This window comes from Vulcanisaeta sp. EB80, from assembly GCF_002078205.2.
In genome coordinates this window covers 1-16,676 of the sequence record NZ_LCWN02000002.1, presented here as the reverse complement: position 1 = coordinate 16,676, position 16,676 = coordinate 1, and the positions used below count along the sequence as shown (strand labels likewise).

Here is a 16,676-nt window from a genome sequence, read left to right as displayed (position 1 = left end):
CAACCACCGCAAGAAAATCTAAGCCCAAATCTCAGCCGCACCATATCACGTCAGGGCCTCTTCCGTTAATTCTACCCAATAACTCTCGGCATCCATTATAATCACACTCCTCCTTCTTACCTCCTCGAACTCCTCGGGCGTGTACGCCAGTATATCCGTGGGTATGTCCGGCGAGATCATCCTCCTAAGCAGTGGATAGCGTTCGTGCCAGGGCATGTCCTTAAACCTGGATGACACGACTATTAAATCCAGGTCACTATCCAACAACCAATCACCCCTAGCGAAGCTACCGAACAAGTAAACCCTCGTCCCAGGTCCCAACTCCTTCCTAACGCTATTTAGGAATTGCTTAAGCGCATCCCTAATTTGACTGGGTAACTCCAAGTGTCTTGTTCGCAATTGCGATCACCACCTCCGCAGCCTCAAGTGCCCTAACAGCCTGAGCCTTATTAATCCTTTCAGATGGCACCTCCAACCCGGCGTTGGGATACCTAGCGGATACATAGTACTGAGAGATCTCGGGCAGCCTGTCGATTACCTCCGTAGGCAGTGTTATTAGCTCATGAATCTCCTGGAATAGGGTTACGAGGTCGTGGGTCCTAGGGGGACTCCTTCTTTTTAACGCTATAACTAATGCCTTAAATGCCTTCTCGATGGCTTGCTGCGACATGAAGACGCTCAATGCGTAATCGCCCTCCGATAGGCTTCGCCTAGCCCTCACCAGATCGTAATTGGCCTCCTTAATCCAGTTCAGGACTTCACGCCTGATGGCGTCCTGCACGGGTAGTAAAATAATAAAGTAGTTAATAAGTAAGTGGTTGTGGTTTCAGTGTACCTTGTTCAACATGGTAAGGCGTTCGATGAGAGCGTAGATCCTGAGAGGAGGTTGACGCCTGATGGTATTAGGGAGAGTGAGTTGGTTGCTAATTACCTGGCGGGTCTCGGGATTTCAGTACCTAAAATAGTGCATAGCGGGAAGACCAGGGCTAGGCAAACCGCTGAAATATTCGCAAAATACCTTGGTGTCGCTAATGTTGAGGTCGCCGATGGTCTTAATCCCAATGATGATCCCACCATTTGGGCCCAGAGGATAAATGAGTTAACGAGCGACTTAATGATTGTTGGTCACCTACCGCACCTCAGCCGTTTAACCTCATTATTAGTTATGGGTAATCCGAACATTAGGATTGTCGAGTTTAGGTACTCGAGCGTTCTCAAACTCACGCGCACTAACGAGGGTTGGGTCATTTCATGGTTCATAACACCAGGTCTAGTGCAATTTAGACCCTCCTGAGTTCCCTGGATGTCTTTAGCTTCAAAATTATCTCCCTAGCCTCCCTACCATTCTTTGCCCTGGCGATTATTATTGCCTCCTCAATACGCATTACGTAGCCGCAGTATGGACACTGGTGCGTTTTCACATTATCCCTAACCACAGAGTAGTTCCCGCATTTTGGGCATGAAACCACCAGGTACATGGTTATGTTTTACTAACGCTGAGCCATATTTAATCATTATAATGCCGTGCCCTGAACGGCGGCAATATATATTCCCTTCGCATCTGATCGTTTTAACTTATTTTGTCCGCTGCTCCCTAATAAAAGTAATTTATATTTCCAGGTGTGCAATTAGGTACTGAAGAAGTTGAGAGGGTGGTTGGGATAGGCGTTTTAAAGAGGAATGGTACGGTTGAGGACTTCATAGTAAATAAGTTACTTGAATCACTAAAGCGTGCAGGTGCACCAGATCCTGACCTAATAGTGAGGAGTCTTGATATTAAGGGTACCGTGACGAGTAGCGAGTTGTCGGATAAGGTTCAATTACTAATGCTAAACCTGGTTACCGAGGATTTGAAGTGGCATGACGCAGCCAGGAACTACCTAATATGGAGCGTGTATAAGCAGGTTTGGGGTAAGGATGTTGTTAGGGCAATCAACGAGGGCAGGGTTAGGTTTGAGGATGCCTATAGAGATGGCTTCGTCAGGTGGTTCAAGACGGGGCTCGAGTTGAGGATTTGGGATTCGGAGATGGCTAGTTGGTTTAGTCAGCACATTGATGAGTTGGCTAAATACCTCGATCCAAATAGGGACCTCCTACTAACATACAACGGCGTTAGGACGCTAATGAGCAGGTACTTGCTTAAGAGGCTTGATGGTTCATTTTTCGAAGCACCGCAGTACCTATGGATGAGGACTGCCATGGGTGTGGCATATGCGGAGCTTAGGTATGGTGGTGACCCAATAACGTGGGCTAGGAGATACTACGACTTAATGAGCCAGCTCAAGTTCATGCCCAACTCACCAACACTCTATAATGCAATGACAAGGCTTGGCCAACTTTCCGCATGCTTTGTTGTACCTGTCGATGATTGCCTATCTAGGGAGAGTGATACGAATAGGGATGACACTGAGTGTAACTTCGGCATAATGGACGCACTAAGGCTTGCAGCCCTCATTTTCCAGAGCGGTGGTGGTGTTGGTTATAACTTCGGTAAGTTGAGACCAGAGGGTGATATTGTTAGGTCAACCACGGGCATAGCCTCGGGTCCGTTGAGTTTCATGAAGTTATTCGATACGTTGGTTGATACAATAAAGCAGGGTGGTAAGAGGCGCGGCGCTCAAATGGGTATGCTGTTTTGGTGGCATCCAGACATTGAGAAGTTCATCACGTCGAAGAGCGGTGAGCAGAAAGACATGCAATTACAGAACTTCAACATAAGTGTCACCATAGATGATTACTTCATGCAGAAGGCACTTAAGGGTGAGGACATTTATTTAATAAACCCGAGGGAGTGCCCATGCCTATACAAGACGTGGGGTGAGGAATTCGCTAAATGCTATGAATCATGCGTCGAGCAAATTAAGGCAGGTAGGATAAGGATTTGGAGGAGGATCAATGCTAAGGAGTTGTGGGACAAGATCGTTAAGTCGGCTTGGGACAGCGGCGATCCAGGGCTTTGGAATAGGGACTTGGCAAACTTCATTAATAATGAGAAGCTACCTGGTGAGGTAATAAACGCGACGAATCCATGTTCAGAGGAGTCGTTGTACGACTTCGAGAGTTGCAACTTAGGTAGTATAAACCTGGTTAAGTATGTTAAGGATGGCAAGATTGAGTGGGAGGAATTGGCTAGGGATACGCAATTAGCCGTTAGGTTCCTCGACGACGTTATAGACGTCAATAAGCTACCACACGAGAGATTGAGAAAGAGGGTTCTCGAAACAAGGAGGATTGGTCTCGGTGCTAATGGATTAGCAGACACATTAATAGCCCTAGGCCTCAGGTATGACTCGCCACAGGCCCTAGCTGTTTCTGATACGTTGGCAAGTTTTATAGCTAGAATTGCGGTTAGGTCAAGTATCGACTTAGCCAGGGAGAAGGGTACTTACCCCGCCTATAAGCACAGTGATTGGGCTGAGGGTGTGCTACCCTGGACGAAACATCGTGAGAGGCTTGATAAGTTCTCGAGTGCATTTGATAAGGAAGCCGTTGACGAATACCTGGAGATTCTCAAGGTTGGTTATGATGATGCCAGGGTTAAATCCATAATTGATGGCGCTACGGCAGTCCTCAAGGGTTATAGGGCCTTGGATGAGGAGTTGTCTATTGATGCTAGTACCATAGGTATAAGGAACGGATCAATAATGAGTATAGCCCCTGAAGGTTCAAGGAGCTTAATTGCTGGTGTTAATTCGAGTATTGAGCCTCTATTTGCCATAGCCTACATTAGGAATTTAACGATAGGTAAGCTCATCGAGTACAATTACACCGCATTGAAGCTTTTAATGGGTACAAAAACGCTTGATGAGAGTACAAGGAAGTTCGTTGAGGAGTATGGAATATTACCTAGGAATCATCCACTTGCTGAATTGTTACGTACTGCCCATGAGATTCATTGGAAGTGGCATGTGTATATGCAGGTAACCTGGGCTAGGTGGAATGACTCGGGTGTTAGTAAGACGATCAACATGCCCAGCGAGACACCTATTGATGACGTGGAGCAAGCCTATAGACTTGCCTGGTTGTTGGGCGCCTTTGGCATAACGGTGTATAGGGACAGGAGTAAGTCTGTCCAGGTAATATACACTGGCGTTAAGGGGAGCGAGGCAAAACCCGCTGTTGAGGTTAGGGAGGTTAAGCCCAAGGTTGAGGCTAAGGTTAGCTATACATCATTATCATCACTTAAGGACAAGCTTGTCAGGATTAAGGGCGACGGTGGTAAATCAATAGAGGAGGAGATGGTAGAGGAGCTTGGTGAGACTGACGATCCGTATTGCAAGACGGGCTCCTGTGGCTAATTTTTACTCAACAACATTCTCCCTCAATATTCCCTTTCCCGCGGCTTCATTAAATAGCTCAATAAGAACATCTGTGTAATCCCTTTCGCCAACTTCCACATCATCCATATGCTTCTCAACGATCCTAGTTCTCTCCTCACTAACCAAATCCTTAAACTCCTCATTTTCTTCGGTTAAGTACTTATAGACTTGGCGTCCAAGGTTTGTGGGAACCACAAACCTCGACCTCCTACCAACAACTAGGGCATAACGCCTCTTGAGTATCACATCAACGATCTTGGCATAAGTGCTTGGTCTACCTATACCCCTATCCCTCATCATAGCTATTATATCACCCTCCCTAAGCGGTTGTATCCTACTTACCTTCTTTATATAATCCACACTGGCTACATCATACTCACCAGGAGCAAGCTCCTGGTACTCCCTACCCTCTAGGTAACTCCATACCTTGGTGAACCCAGGCTCCAGGATCTTAGCCACCCTCTCTACCTCCTCAGCATGCACTTCCTCACCATTTAGGTAAACACCTATTCTCATTTTCTCCTTCATAACCTTAGCACTCTTCATCTGGCTTGCCATGAATCTCCTAAATACTAAGTCATAAACTCTTAAGTGGTTTGATGTAATCCTAATTGCAAGCTGGAGAAGCCCTGTGTTTAGTAGGTTCCTTAAGTCATCAGAATCTATGGGCCTTGTTGGCCTTATGCACTCATGGGCACCAAGTTCCTTACCACCCCATGATCTACCAACGAAGTACTTATCACCAATCTTCTCACTAATGTACTCCTTAGCTACGCCTATTCCTGTTGTGGAAACCCTAGTACTATCGGTTCTATGGTATGTGATTAGGCCGGACTCAAAGAGCTCCTGTGCTATAGCCATGGTTTGCTCCACGCTCAAGCCAAGTATATTGGCTGAATCTCTCAATAAGGCATCCGTAGTGTATGGAGGTAATGGATTCAATTCCTCCTCTCTTTCCTCAATCTTACTCACCCGTACCTTAATCACGGCATCCGTGGATTTATTATTATGAAGCGCCCTCAGAGCCTTTACCAAACCTTCCTTATCGGGTGGTATGCTTAACCTAATCCTTACACTATTCTTCAGCGATAACGTTACTGCGTACACCTTATCCCTCCTACTTTCATCATACCTCTCTATGATCCAACCAAGGACTGGCGTTTGAACCCTACCGGCAGATAGCACCTTTCTATTGAACTTCTCCTGAACCTTCTGGCTAAGGCCAAAGCCTATCCACCTATCTTCAATTCTCCTAACTAATTGTGCACCAACCATGCTCAGGCTTATGACCCTGGGATTTGCTACGGCATCCATGATTGCCTTCTTAGTAACCTCGTGAAACTCGATCCTGGAGATACTACTCACGTAGGGTCTGAGCATCATGTACACATCCCAAGCGATCTTCTCACCCTCCGAGTCAGGGTCTGTGCCGATCATTACTTGATCAACCTCCGTGGCTATGTCCCTTATTGCACTCACTATGTCCATCGCATCAATCAACTTTGCATTATGTATTCTACAGTAATCAACATCTTCTGTATACGTCTCACCACCGACAGGACACCTCTTTATTGTTCCATAAATTGGAATGAAGCTATTACCAGCCTTCAACACCCCATAGTAATCAAGAACCTTACCTAACTTCAGAGCTGATAGGTAATCCTTGATATCCATTGGTGCAGCCGGCACCAGATCCCACATATGGCCTTTCGTTGCTGTTATCAATATGTAGAGGTTGCCTAATGTGGCTTCGTAAATAATCAATGGCCCTACCTCCCTTCTTGTTGGTATGCCGAAGAAGCTTGCTATAGTTCTCGCTTTAGTTGGTGATTCAACAATGACCAAGGCTGTTCTCAATGGGTCTCTTTCTAGGAACTGGTTGGGAATCTTACCCAACATTATATTCCTTATCAACTCCCTCTCGCTTCTGATCTTACTCATTACATTGTCTAAATTCACCTCATTAATGTTCTGTAGCCTTACATCCTCAAGTCTATACCTAAGGTTCCTAATCAAGCCATTAAACACCTTATCATTATCAACGAGAAGTATCGACAATCCCAACGATACGCCACCAACGTACAGCCTAGACGTCCTACCACTGCCCTGTATGTACGTGGTTACGTCAGGAACTACGACGTACAAATCACCATTAATGTACTCAAGACCAACTTCGCCCGACTCCTCAATTGCCTTTCTAATGTTTGAATCTTTCAATAATTTGTTAACTAAATCAACAGCATCTTTTATTACGTCAGCGGCATATTTATCGAAACCACTCAACTCCCTTCCCTCCTCGATTGCCCTCAGGATGTTGTTCACTTGCCCCTGGTTGAGCGCTGTTAAGTTTCTTAATCTGACGATTACCCTATCGATATCATTCCTGAGGTATTGCGGTACGATATTTCTGATGTTAAAGAGGAACACTAAGTACCTAGTGGGTGTGAACTCCTCTAACTTAACCTTAAACCGCATGCGTGGTACACCAACGAAGACCACGTAGGCTATCCTTTGGGGCAAATCAATGCCTCTAACTAGGGATGATCTTGAAGTTGCAAGTCCTATCAATACGTCTAGCTTACCCTCAACGAAATCATTTAGCACGGATTTGCTTGGTTTTAAGTACGTTGCAGATTTTACACCGATTTCGGTCAATTTATCATTTAACTCATTAACAAGATCCTTTAGATCAGGTGGTACATATACGATACCTCCACCACCAAGTCTCTTCACTATTTGAACCGCATAGTCAATAAGGGATCCCTCAGGCTTCGCATACACATCAACCACATTCCTAAGCCCCTCTGCCCTACCGCCGGTCTCGAACCCAAGGAACTCCCTGAACAGGAATAACCTAGCGGTTCTCCTCATTCTTGTTAATGCGCCCGAGGCTATTAGAATGCCTATATTATTATTTTTCACGTAATTACTCAATTCATTACTCAGCTTCTTAATCTCCTCCCTGAGCTTATCGATCTCCTCCTCACTGGCTCTAAACCTAATCGCCTTCCTCAATCTTTTCATTAGATCAACAACAGTCAATGCCTTACGTATTGTATCCTCATCAATGCCAAGCAGTATTAATAACCTATCGATGTTCTTACTCGATGCCTTCAACACACTATCAACATCATCAACGAAAATCAACGAGAACTTGTACCTCCTAAGAAGGTCCATGTGCCTTGACAGGAAGGCGTTGGTTACTATTAATACGTCGAAATCACCATCCTCAATAGCCTTCATCGCGTCTACCAACTCCTGCTTATTCAGTATTGAGGATGCGTGGACGACCCTAACGCCGACATGGATTTTGCCCACGTACTCGGTTAATCTCCTGGAAACATCGTATGCTAATGTTGATGTTGGTACAACAATTAGAACTTTCCCTTTTCTCCTCGTTGCAACGTATATTGAGGCAACAATGCCGAATGTGGTTTTACCACTGCCGGTCGGTGCAACTATTGCGAAGCTCTTGCCCTTAATAATCCTCCTAGCCCACAGTCTCTGGGCGCCCCACATGTTTGTACCAACAATGTCCTTAAACATCTTTGCGAAATCCTCATACTCATTAAGTAAATTCGATAACGCCTTAAGCCTATTAAGTGTACCCAGCTTTTCGAGGGTGTTTAGGACCTCGAGAACGCCCGAGACCTTCCTTGGGGTTTCAGGTAAGCATTTATGGCATGGTAACCCAGAACCCAACCTATCCGAGGTTATGTCTCCCCCGCAGTTTGGGCAGGCTCTCCTATATACTACTAATGGTTGTTTCTCCATTTATCGAATCATATTGTGGAAAGCCCCTTAATAAATATTCATTGCCTCTCGGGGTTTCCTGATTGTTAGGGTTAAATATTGATAATACAGAGGTATTGCTTGAGTAGTATGTCGGTAAATACGGGTGGTATACAGGATTATGTTAAATATGTATACGTAATGTCCTTGATCTCAGCCCTAGCTATGGCTGTATCTGTTGATTATGTATTAACTGAGTTATGGCTATATGGTGTTGCTGATCTGACGGTATTGATAGTAACACCGGTATTCATGTTCATGCTCTCCATGCTCGTCATATCGTCAATAACAATGATTAAGCAAATAAGGGGTGGTTTTGGGAATATGTCGTCTAAGGCCAGGGCTTTGATGATCACATACATCGTATTCTTCATGATGGCTCTTGTGTACTTCACGTACATATCCGTGGTGCATTACGCGGGATTGGGGTTGGTCCTCACGGACTATCAACTCGTTGGTGATCACTACCTCGGTTTTGGCCTTGCTCTTTATGATGCTGGTTTACTAACCATGTCCTGGCAGTTAACCGAGGATTTACTCAATAATAAATTGTCGTCACTATATAGGTTCTTCATGATGGCGTTTATGCGTGATCATCATGAGGATGATGATAGCACCATAATAGTTAGGTAATGATTGCAAAACGCATGGCTTTAAAAGCCAATCATTGAGTAATTAAACCAATGGGTGCACGAATTGCTGGTTTGGTTGCTGATTTATTGCTTAGGACCTGTAATGCAACCTCTGTGGAGAGGCAATCATTTATCGATGGATCCAGGTACATGATTAGGTTTGGCGATAACAACAACATGGAGGTACACCTTGTGGATAAAGGTGGTGGACTTTTCGCAGAGTTTTGGGTTAGCACCCACGCAACCCCAATAATGATTATTGAATACCTATACCCAAACATGGAACCATCCAGCGTCTGCAGGGAGATATGCGCATTAATAGAAATAATAAGTGGTTCATTAATGATGCAAAGACCGCGCACACAGGGGGTGCAAATGAATCAACCCAAGTAATTGAGAATACCGCCACCCCTCCTCTCCGTTGAAGTTGCACCAATTGACGTGTCACCGAGTATTATCTTAAGTAATTCATCCCAGCTAAGGGTCCCTCTTATTGCCCAGTCAATTAACTCCTGTGTGTGATTACCGAGTATTGCCAAGAACTTTTGCCAATTAATTCCAGACCTACTTAACTCCCTACCCCAGTGGTTCCATAGGTACTTTGCCACCTCATTGCCAAACCATACAGCAAACGCGTCACAACCGGAACCGCTACACGCACTTTTTCGTTTTAGTATCCTCTCTTTAATGTCCCTAGGCTCGGGCGGTGTTGATAACGGCATTCTAATGAATTACTGATTCGCAGTTATATTAATTTACTGCCTAAATATTACCATGCTCAGCCAATTTCGTCAATGATTCTCTTACCATTTATGATTAACCAACCATCACTATCAACGTTGGCACCGCCACTATTTAGGTACCTGCGCATTAACGCATTCAGTAATGCCTTACTATCAAGTACCTCAATGCCGAATTCCTTGCTGAAGTATCTGTTAATATTCCCTATATCCCTAAGTAGGAACTCCATGGCGTTTGGATGGTTTGACTTAACCGCACTGCCCCAATCGATTATAACCAACTCATTGCCGGTATTAACAATGTTGAATTCGCTCAGGTCTGCATGTATTATCTTACCAACTATGAATGCCCGCTCTATATATTTAATTATTGTTAGATACGTCTCCTCCGGATCCTCTGGCGGTGAATCCTTAATCAACGGCGCCGGTATACCGCTATACCCCATGTAGCTTATGAACTCCATAACGAGTATATTCTTGTTGAAGGTTATGGGCTTAGGAACCCTAACGCCTGCATCATAGGCATCCTTTAAGTTGCTGTACTCCTTCCTGCACCAATACTCGATTAACTTCCTCGTATTTGTTATCTTAACTCCGGTGAACCTAGGATCACCAAGTAAGTACTTATACCTACTCCTTATGAATTGGGCTGTGGTTGTGTAGAATATCTTTAGGGCGATATCCCAACCATCCTTCGACTTAGCCCATATGACCTTTGCCTCCTTACCCTGCGCCACAGGCCCGTAAACCTCATCAACGAAACCCTCATTCATAAGCTCCCTCAATGCATCTATTGTGTATTGGTTGAAGACATCATCAACAGTCTTTAATTGATCAATATCCTTAATCCTAAACCGCCTACTCTCGACTCTCCTCCTCAGTATCTCGTCAATATCTCTAGAGAAACCCACCATCCTCAATAAACATAGCTTGCATTTTAAACCCTAAGTCTTCTCATTTTACTAATACTCATGGTAAATATTCTAATGAATATTTATATAACAATGAATAAAAATGCATATAAGAAAATAAAGCCAATAGGAATTATACGACCGAAGAAGAAAAAAGATTTAAAAACATTTCTAATGAAAAATAATCAACCAATATGGCTCTAATTCAGCAAGACGAGACCTGGTCCATGCGTAGGCTCGTTAATTTACACAAGATGAAGCGACCAGTTGGTAAAATTCTCGTTAACCCAGACCTATGTAAGGACTGCAAATTCTGTATCGAGTTCTGTCCAAACAACGTCCTCGAGGAGTCGAAGGATGTGAACTTCAAGGGATACCATTACCCAGTGGTTAAGCCTGGTAAGGAGCTTGATTGTGTTGCGTGCAGGATGTGCGAGAAAATATGCCCCGAGTTCGCAATCACGATTATTTCGGAGGAGTACATAACATACGATAAGTATTACGGGGTGAGTAGGCATGCCCACGGTGGCTGAGCTCTACAAAAAAGACCTGGATAAGCTTCTAAAGCCTGGGATTCATTTCCTGGATGGCAATACAGCTACTGCGGAGGGTGCTGTAACAGCAGGTTGTAGATTCTATGCTGGCTACCCAATAACACCATCTAACGAAATTGCTGAGTACATGTCATATAGATTACCTCAGGTTGGTGGTAAATTCATACAGATGGAGGATGAGATAGCAAGCATAGCCGCCGTGCTAGGTGCATCAGCGGCAGGCGTTAAGTCCATGACAGCAACCAGTGGCCCAGGCTTCTCCCTAATGCAGGAGAACATTGGATTGGGCTCGATGCTCGAGATACCGGCCGTTATAGTTGACGTAATGAGAGCCGGCCCATCTACGGGAATCCCAACGTTATTAGGACAGGGAGATATCTTACAGGCTAAGTACGGATCTCATGGCGATTACGAAATAGTTGCCTATCTACCGGCGAATCCCCAGGAGGCGTTTGATTTCACAATAAAGGCCTTCAACACCGCTGAAAAATATAGGGTTGTGGCTGTGGTACTGTCTGATCAATTAGTTGGTCACATGTACGGTAAGGTTAGAGTTCCTGAATTCGACGAGATTGAGATAGTAGAAAGGCCCAAACCCACGGTACCACCAGATCAATACCTACCTTATGATAGTAAATATCTAGTTCCTCCAATGGCGATTGCTGGCACAGGTTATAGGGTCAATAATGAATCCTTAACTCATACTGATAAGGGTTATCCAACGACTGATAAAGATGCCTCATTTAAGCTCGTCATGAGGCTCGTCAGGAAGATTAGGGAGAATGAGAAGAAGATTGCTGAGTGGGAGGAGTACTTGCTTGATGATGCCGAATACGTGATTGTGTCGTATGGATCAACATCAGGTTCTGTCAGGAGGGCAATTAAGGTTTTGAGGACCCAGGGATATAGGGTTGGACTACTTAGGCCAAAGACTGCGTGGCCATTCCCTGGCTGGGTTGTGGAAAACTTGGCGTCTAGAGGTGTTCAGAAGTTCATAACTGTTGAGGTTAATATGGGCAAGATGTATCACGTAGTTAGGGAGTTTTCAAGGGGCGTCCCCGTGGAGCATATTCCATATGCTCCCGGTTATATTCCTGACCCGGATTATGTAATAAGTAATGTGAAGAAGGTGATCGAAGGATGAGCACGGAGGTGGAGGTAGCAACCACGGGAATTAAGGTTGAGCTTCCCAAGGCTTATGAGGACATTAAGGACCTAATAAGGATTGATAGGCTACCCCACATTTGGTGTCCTGGGTGTGGGTTAGGCATACTCCTGAAGTTATTGGCTAGAGCCATTAAGAATTCCGGAATACCCATCGAGAAGCACGTGATCGTAACAGGCATAGGATGCACGGGTAGGATAGGAGGATACCTAAGACTTGATGCTTACCACGTAACTCACGGCAGGGCAATACCATTCGCGGTGGGGCTTAAAATGGCCAATCCGGAGTTGGAGGTTACGGTCGTTGGTGGTGATGGTGACATACTAGCAATTGGCGGTAATCACTTCATACACGCAGCCAGGAGGAATGATGACATCAACGTAATAATAGTCAACAACTTCATATACGGAATGACCGGTGGGCAGTACAGCCCAACAACACCAAAGGGTGCGAAGACGACAACATCACCCTATGGGCATTTCGAAAATCCATTCAACGTACCACTCCTGGCGTATGCGGCTGGTGCCTCGTACGTGGCCAGGTGGAGTGTTCTTCACCAAAACGAACTTTATCAATCATTACTTGAGATGTTTAGGGTTAAGGGGTTTGCGGTAATTGAGGTACTATCACCGTGCATAATATATACCGACAGAAATGCAATGGGTGATGCTGTTGATTTAATGAAGGTAATTAAGGAGAGGTCAACTATCGATCATAACGCCAATCTTGCTGATATAGACATTGATTTTAGCATGAAGAAGATAGTCCTAGGAAATTTTGCTAAAAGAGAGAGACCAGTATCGTATGGATAATTATCGTAAGATTTGAATATTTTTCTTAATTATTCGTATAATTTAAAATAATTTTTGTCAAATTAGAATAAAATTTATAAGATTCCTTAATTATTTATCAATAGAATAATATGCAACAGTCGCTAGATCAGGTACGGATTAGATTGATGGGTCTCGGCGGTCACGGCATCGTTTTTGCCGGTAGACTTCTTGGCATGGCGGCCGCCATGCAAGGTCTTGATTCGATTCTAACGATTACATATAGCCCAGAGCAGAGGGGTGGTTGGTCTAGGGCTGATGTTATTATTGCTAAGGAGATGGTTGATTATCCATTAATTGATGAGGCCGACGTATTTTTAGCAACGACACAACAAGCCTTTAGTTTAGAGTTCAAGAGCCTTCGTAAGGGTGGTATCTTCGTTTACGAGAGTACGATATACAAGCCAGTGATACCTAATGCTAATGATTACGTAGTAATACCTGTACCTGCCACCGAGATTGCCGAAAACGTTACCGGTAGAAGGTTGATGATGAACGTGGTTCTAGTTGGTGTAATAACGTCTGCTCTTGAGCCTTTGATAAAGGAGGAATCTGTAATAAACGCAATAAGGGGCATGACTAGGAGGGCCGGTAAATTAGATACAACAGTTCAAGAAATGAACATCAAAGCATTCCAGGCAGGGCTCGACTATGGTAGGAAGTACCTGAAAGGTATGGGGTGAGTGCATGCCAACAAATAGGATCCTGGTTCTTGGTGGTGGTATTGCTGGTATTGAGGCTGCCCTGGCCCTAGCAAACATGGGTTATAAGGTGACCCTTGTTGAGAAGTCGCCAGCGATTGGCGGCAAGATGGCGATGCTAGACAAGACATTCCCAACACTGGACTGCAGCATATGCATCGAGGGACCGTTAATAAGTGATGTGGCTAGGCATCCAAACATCGAGCTTCTGGCACCCGCTGAACTCATGGATCTAACGGGATCACCAGGCGATTATAGGGCTAGAATATTGGTTAAGCCTAGGTACGTGACCGATGATTGCACAAAGTGCGGTCAATGCGAGGATGTGTGCCCTGTGGTTGTCCCCAGCGAGTTTGAGGCAGGCATCGGTGCTAGAAAGGCGATTTATCTACCATTCCCACAGGCTGAGCCTGGTATTTACGTGATTGACATAGACCACTGCCTTAATAAACCACCTAACTACTTCCCGTGCGATCGCTGTCTTAAGGCGTGTGATAGAAATGCCATTATATACAACATGATGCCTAAGGTTATAGAGCGTGATGTTGCCGCTGTGATAGTATCAACAGGTTTTGAGCTTGAGAAGGGGGATATATTGGGTGAGTACGGTTATGGTAGGCACATGGATATTGTCACATCACTTGAGTTTGAGAGACTCGTGAACGCATCGGGCCCATCAAGTGGCGTCATTGTTAAGCCAAGCACAGGTGAGGAGCCTGAGAATATATTATTAATATCCTGCATCGGCTCTAGGAATAATAAGTATAATGATTATTGCTCTGGATTCTGCTGCACCTACCTGCTTAAGCAGGGTATATACGCTAAGGTCTTACATGGGATTAAGAACGTAACAATAATGTACATGAACGACGTTAGAACATATGGTAAGGGCTTCGAGAGCTTTTATGACAGGGCGCTCAAGGAGGGCATAAACATTGTATGGGGCAGACCAGAGGTTCTTGGTGAAAAGAATGGAAAAATAGTAGTTAAGTTTGAGGATACTAGGGGTAAGAAGGTTACGATTAATGAATATGACATGGTGGTGCTAGCACCGTCAGTAAAGCCCGTAGGTGATATGGGCAAACTTAGTAAGATACTAAACATATCTCTAAATAGGGTAGGTTTCGTAAGGACTGATCCTGCAAACCCAACATTAACCACGAGGCCTGGTATATTCGTGGCAGGTTCAGTAAGTGGCCCTAGGGATATATCCGAGTCCGTGGTTACAGGTCTTGCCGCCGCCATTCAATCTATTAGGTACGCAGCGCCCGGTGTTATTGAGGAGGAGAAGTACGAGGAAACCATAGAACCATACCCAATAAGGGTTGGCGTATTTGTATGCCATTGTGGTACAAACATAGCTGGTGTGGCTGATGTACCTGCGCTTGTCGAGGCTGCTAAGCAAATGCCAGATGTTGTGCATGCCGAGGATCTACAATTCGCCTGTGCTAAATCATCACTGGATAGGATAACGCAAGTCATTAAGGAAAAGAAGCTAAACAGGGTCGTTGTGGCATCGTGCTCGCCAGTCACTCATCTAAGGTTCTTCCAGGATTCAGCAAAGAGGGCTGGGCTTAACCCATACCTCGTTGAAATGACTAACATTAGGAACCTGGACACCTGGGTTCACTCAGATAGGAAGATCGCCACGGAGAAGGCAAAGGACATGATAAGGATGGCAGTGGCCAAGGTACACCACATGGTGCCATTAAGTACGATAAAGCTCCCAGTCATCAAGAGAGCTTTGGTGGTTGGCTGTGGTCCAGCAGGTCTCGCTGCAGCTACGGGGCTTGCTGGCGCTGGTATAGAGACGATACTTGTTGAGAAGGCTGATGAGTGTGGTGGCATGCTTAGGCGTCTAAATAGGCTTGAGCCTGAGGGTATTGAGGCTAGAAAGTTGCTCGATAGAATAGTTGAGGAGGCTAGGGAGGTCGGTGTTAAGTTCATGCTTGGTACAACAATAAAGGATGTTAGTGGTTTCACTGGGAACTTCCATGTGGTGCTTAGTAATGGAACGGAACTTGATGTTGGAGCGATAATAGTCGCTACAGGAGCTAAGCCTTACATACCGACGGAGTTCAATTACGGCAAGGACCCAAGGGTCTTGACAACACTTGATCTTGAGAATGGCAAGGCAATCGATGGTAAGAACGTAGCCATAATTAACTGTGTAGGCTCTAGGACGGGCGGTAGGGGATGCTCGAAGTACTGCTGCGCTGTCGGTCTCAGTAAGGCATTGGAGTTAAGGGAGCAGGGCAAGAATGTGGTTTTGATATATAGGGATATAATGGGTGTTGATCCTGAAGTTGAGGACTTATACAAGAAGGCTAGGGACGCCGGTGTTCTCTTCATAAGGATACCCAGGAAGGCTGAATTGACGGAGGCTATAAAGATGGACTCGGGTAAGTTGATAGTTAAGGATGTCGAGTTGGGTGATGATGTTGAGATTCCCTTTGACAATATCGTACTTAACATAGGCTTAACACCCAGTGAGGATACCGATGAGGTAGCTAAGATACTCAGACTGTCTAAAGATCAAGAGGGGTTTCTTATGGAGTCACATCCGAAGCTCGGCCCAGTCGATACAATGACCCCTGGCATATTCATTGCCGGTGCTGCTAGAGGTCCCAAGAATGTTGGTGAAGCCATTGCCGAAGGGTACGCAGCAGCGGCTAGGGCACTTATGATGCTTGCTCAGGGATATGTTACAAAGGAGCCATTCATACCGAAGTTTGATTGGTCTAAGTGCACGAAGTGTGGTTTGTGCATAAAGGCTTGTCCATACAATGCAATTAGGGGTGTTCCTGGTAAATGGATAGAGCACATACCAGCCGCCTGCCAAGGATGTGGTGCTTGTGTTGCTGAGTGTCCTCAAGATGCCATAACACTGGATGCCTTAAGTGACGACGCTATTTTGGCTCAGGTTGAGGCTGCTTTGGCTGAGGGGGCTGAGGGGAAGGTTGTTATGTTCACTTGTGCCTACTGCTCCTACTGGGCTGCTGATAATGCTGGCATCTTTAAGTTGCAGTACC

15 protein-coding genes are annotated in these 16,676 nt (G+C 45.1%); 9 read left to right on the top strand and 6 right to left on the bottom strand.

What is annotated here, in order from left to right; translation table 11 throughout:
• Window positions 1-45: 45 nt before the first annotated feature.
• Window positions 46-399: a nucleotidyltransferase domain-containing protein gene (locus B7L70_RS00625; protein WP_238376014.1), complete on the bottom strand. Its 354-nt coding sequence runs from the start codon at window positions 397-399 to the stop codon at window positions 46-48.
• Window positions 362-781, bottom strand: coding sequence for a HEPN domain-containing protein (locus tag B7L70_RS00620; RefSeq protein ID WP_162009058.1), 420 nt, complete (start codon window positions 779-781; stop codon window positions 362-364). Before B7L70_RS00620 ends, B7L70_RS00625 begins: the two co-directional genes overlap by 38 nt.
• A 48-nt stretch (window positions 782-829) precedes the next feature.
• Between B7L70_RS00620 and sixA the strand changes: the two genes are divergently transcribed.
• Complete coding sequence (gene sixA / locus B7L70_RS00615; protein WP_369907326.1) at window positions 830-1,294, top strand: phosphohistidine phosphatase SixA; 465 nt, start codon at window positions 830-832, stop codon at window positions 1,292-1,294.
• Here the strand turns inward: sixA and B7L70_RS00610 are convergent.
• Window positions 1,281-1,478, bottom strand: a complete 198-nt coding sequence (locus B7L70_RS00610) for a DUF1922 domain-containing protein (RefSeq protein ID WP_081225967.1) — start codon at window positions 1,476-1,478, stop codon at window positions 1,281-1,283. The genes sixA and B7L70_RS00610 overlap by 14 nt on opposite strands.
• A gap of 174 nt (window positions 1,479-1,652) precedes the next feature.
• On the opposite strand from B7L70_RS00610, the gene B7L70_RS00605 reads away from it, so the two are divergent.
• Entirely contained in the window at window positions 1,653-4,298 is a 2,646-nt protein-coding gene (locus tag B7L70_RS00605; RefSeq protein ID WP_238376013.1) for an adenosylcobalamin-dependent ribonucleoside-diphosphate reductase, read from the top strand.
• Window positions 4,299-4,301: 3 nt separating this feature from the next.
• Here B7L70_RS00605 and rgy read toward each other — a convergent pair whose 3' ends face one another.
• Complete coding sequence (gene rgy, locus B7L70_RS00600; protein ID WP_081225965.1) at window positions 4,302-8,093, bottom strand: reverse gyrase; 3,792 nt, start codon at window positions 8,091-8,093, stop codon at window positions 4,302-4,304.
• Between the two features lie 108 nt (window positions 8,094-8,201).
• Here rgy and B7L70_RS00595 point away from each other — a divergent pair, with 108 nt between their 5' ends.
• The gene (locus B7L70_RS00595) at window positions 8,202-8,744 is read left to right on the top strand and encodes a hypothetical protein (RefSeq protein ID WP_081225964.1); all 543 of its coding nucleotides are present in this window, start codon (window positions 8,202-8,204) and stop codon (window positions 8,742-8,744) included.
• A gap of 50 nt (window positions 8,745-8,794) precedes the next feature.
• Window positions 8,795-9,136 (top strand): hypothetical protein, encoded by a 342-nt coding sequence (locus B7L70_RS00590; RefSeq protein ID WP_081225963.1) that lies wholly within the window; start codon window positions 8,795-8,797, stop codon window positions 9,134-9,136.
• Here B7L70_RS00590 and B7L70_RS00585 read toward each other — a convergent pair.
• Together B7L70_RS00585 and B7L70_RS00580 are read right to left on the bottom strand one after the other, a co-directional pair.
• The gene (locus B7L70_RS00585) at window positions 9,124-9,465 is read right to left on the bottom strand and encodes a hypothetical protein (protein WP_081225962.1); all 342 of its coding nucleotides are present in this window, start codon (window positions 9,463-9,465) and stop codon (window positions 9,124-9,126) included. The genes B7L70_RS00590 and B7L70_RS00585 overlap by 13 nt on opposite strands.
• Before the next feature lie 56 nt (window positions 9,466-9,521).
• On the bottom strand, window positions 9,522-10,394 hold the full coding sequence (locus tag B7L70_RS00580; protein ID WP_081226029.1) for a serine protein kinase RIO: 873 nt from the start codon (window positions 10,392-10,394) through the stop codon (window positions 9,522-9,524).
• Between the two features lie 194 nt (window positions 10,395-10,588).
• Between B7L70_RS00580 and B7L70_RS00575 the strand changes: the two genes are divergently transcribed.
• The 5 genes from B7L70_RS00575 to B7L70_RS00555 all read left to right on the top strand — a co-directional run.
• Complete coding sequence (locus tag B7L70_RS00575; protein ID WP_081225961.1) at window positions 10,589-10,927, top strand: ferredoxin family protein; 339 nt, start codon at window positions 10,589-10,591, stop codon at window positions 10,925-10,927.
• On the top strand, window positions 10,911-12,092 hold the full coding sequence (locus tag B7L70_RS00570; protein WP_081225960.1) for a 2-oxoacid:acceptor oxidoreductase subunit alpha: 1,182 nt from the start codon (window positions 10,911-10,913) through the stop codon (window positions 12,090-12,092). Before B7L70_RS00575 ends, B7L70_RS00570 begins: the two co-directional genes overlap by 17 nt.
• Entirely contained in the window at window positions 12,089-12,925 is an 837-nt protein-coding gene (locus tag B7L70_RS00565) for a thiamine pyrophosphate-dependent enzyme (RefSeq protein WP_081225959.1), read from the top strand. The genes B7L70_RS00570 and B7L70_RS00565 overlap by 4 nt, the downstream gene beginning before the upstream one ends.
• Window positions 12,926-13,035: 110 nt before the next feature.
• Window positions 13,036-13,626 (top strand): 2-oxoacid:acceptor oxidoreductase family protein, encoded by a 591-nt coding sequence (locus B7L70_RS00560; protein ID WP_081225958.1) that lies wholly within the window; start codon window positions 13,036-13,038, stop codon window positions 13,624-13,626.
• Window positions 13,627-13,630: 4 nt separating this feature from the next.
• Window positions 13,631-16,676: FAD-dependent oxidoreductase (locus tag B7L70_RS00555; protein ID WP_081225957.1), on the top strand; the 3,046-nt coding region annotated here is incomplete at its 3' end.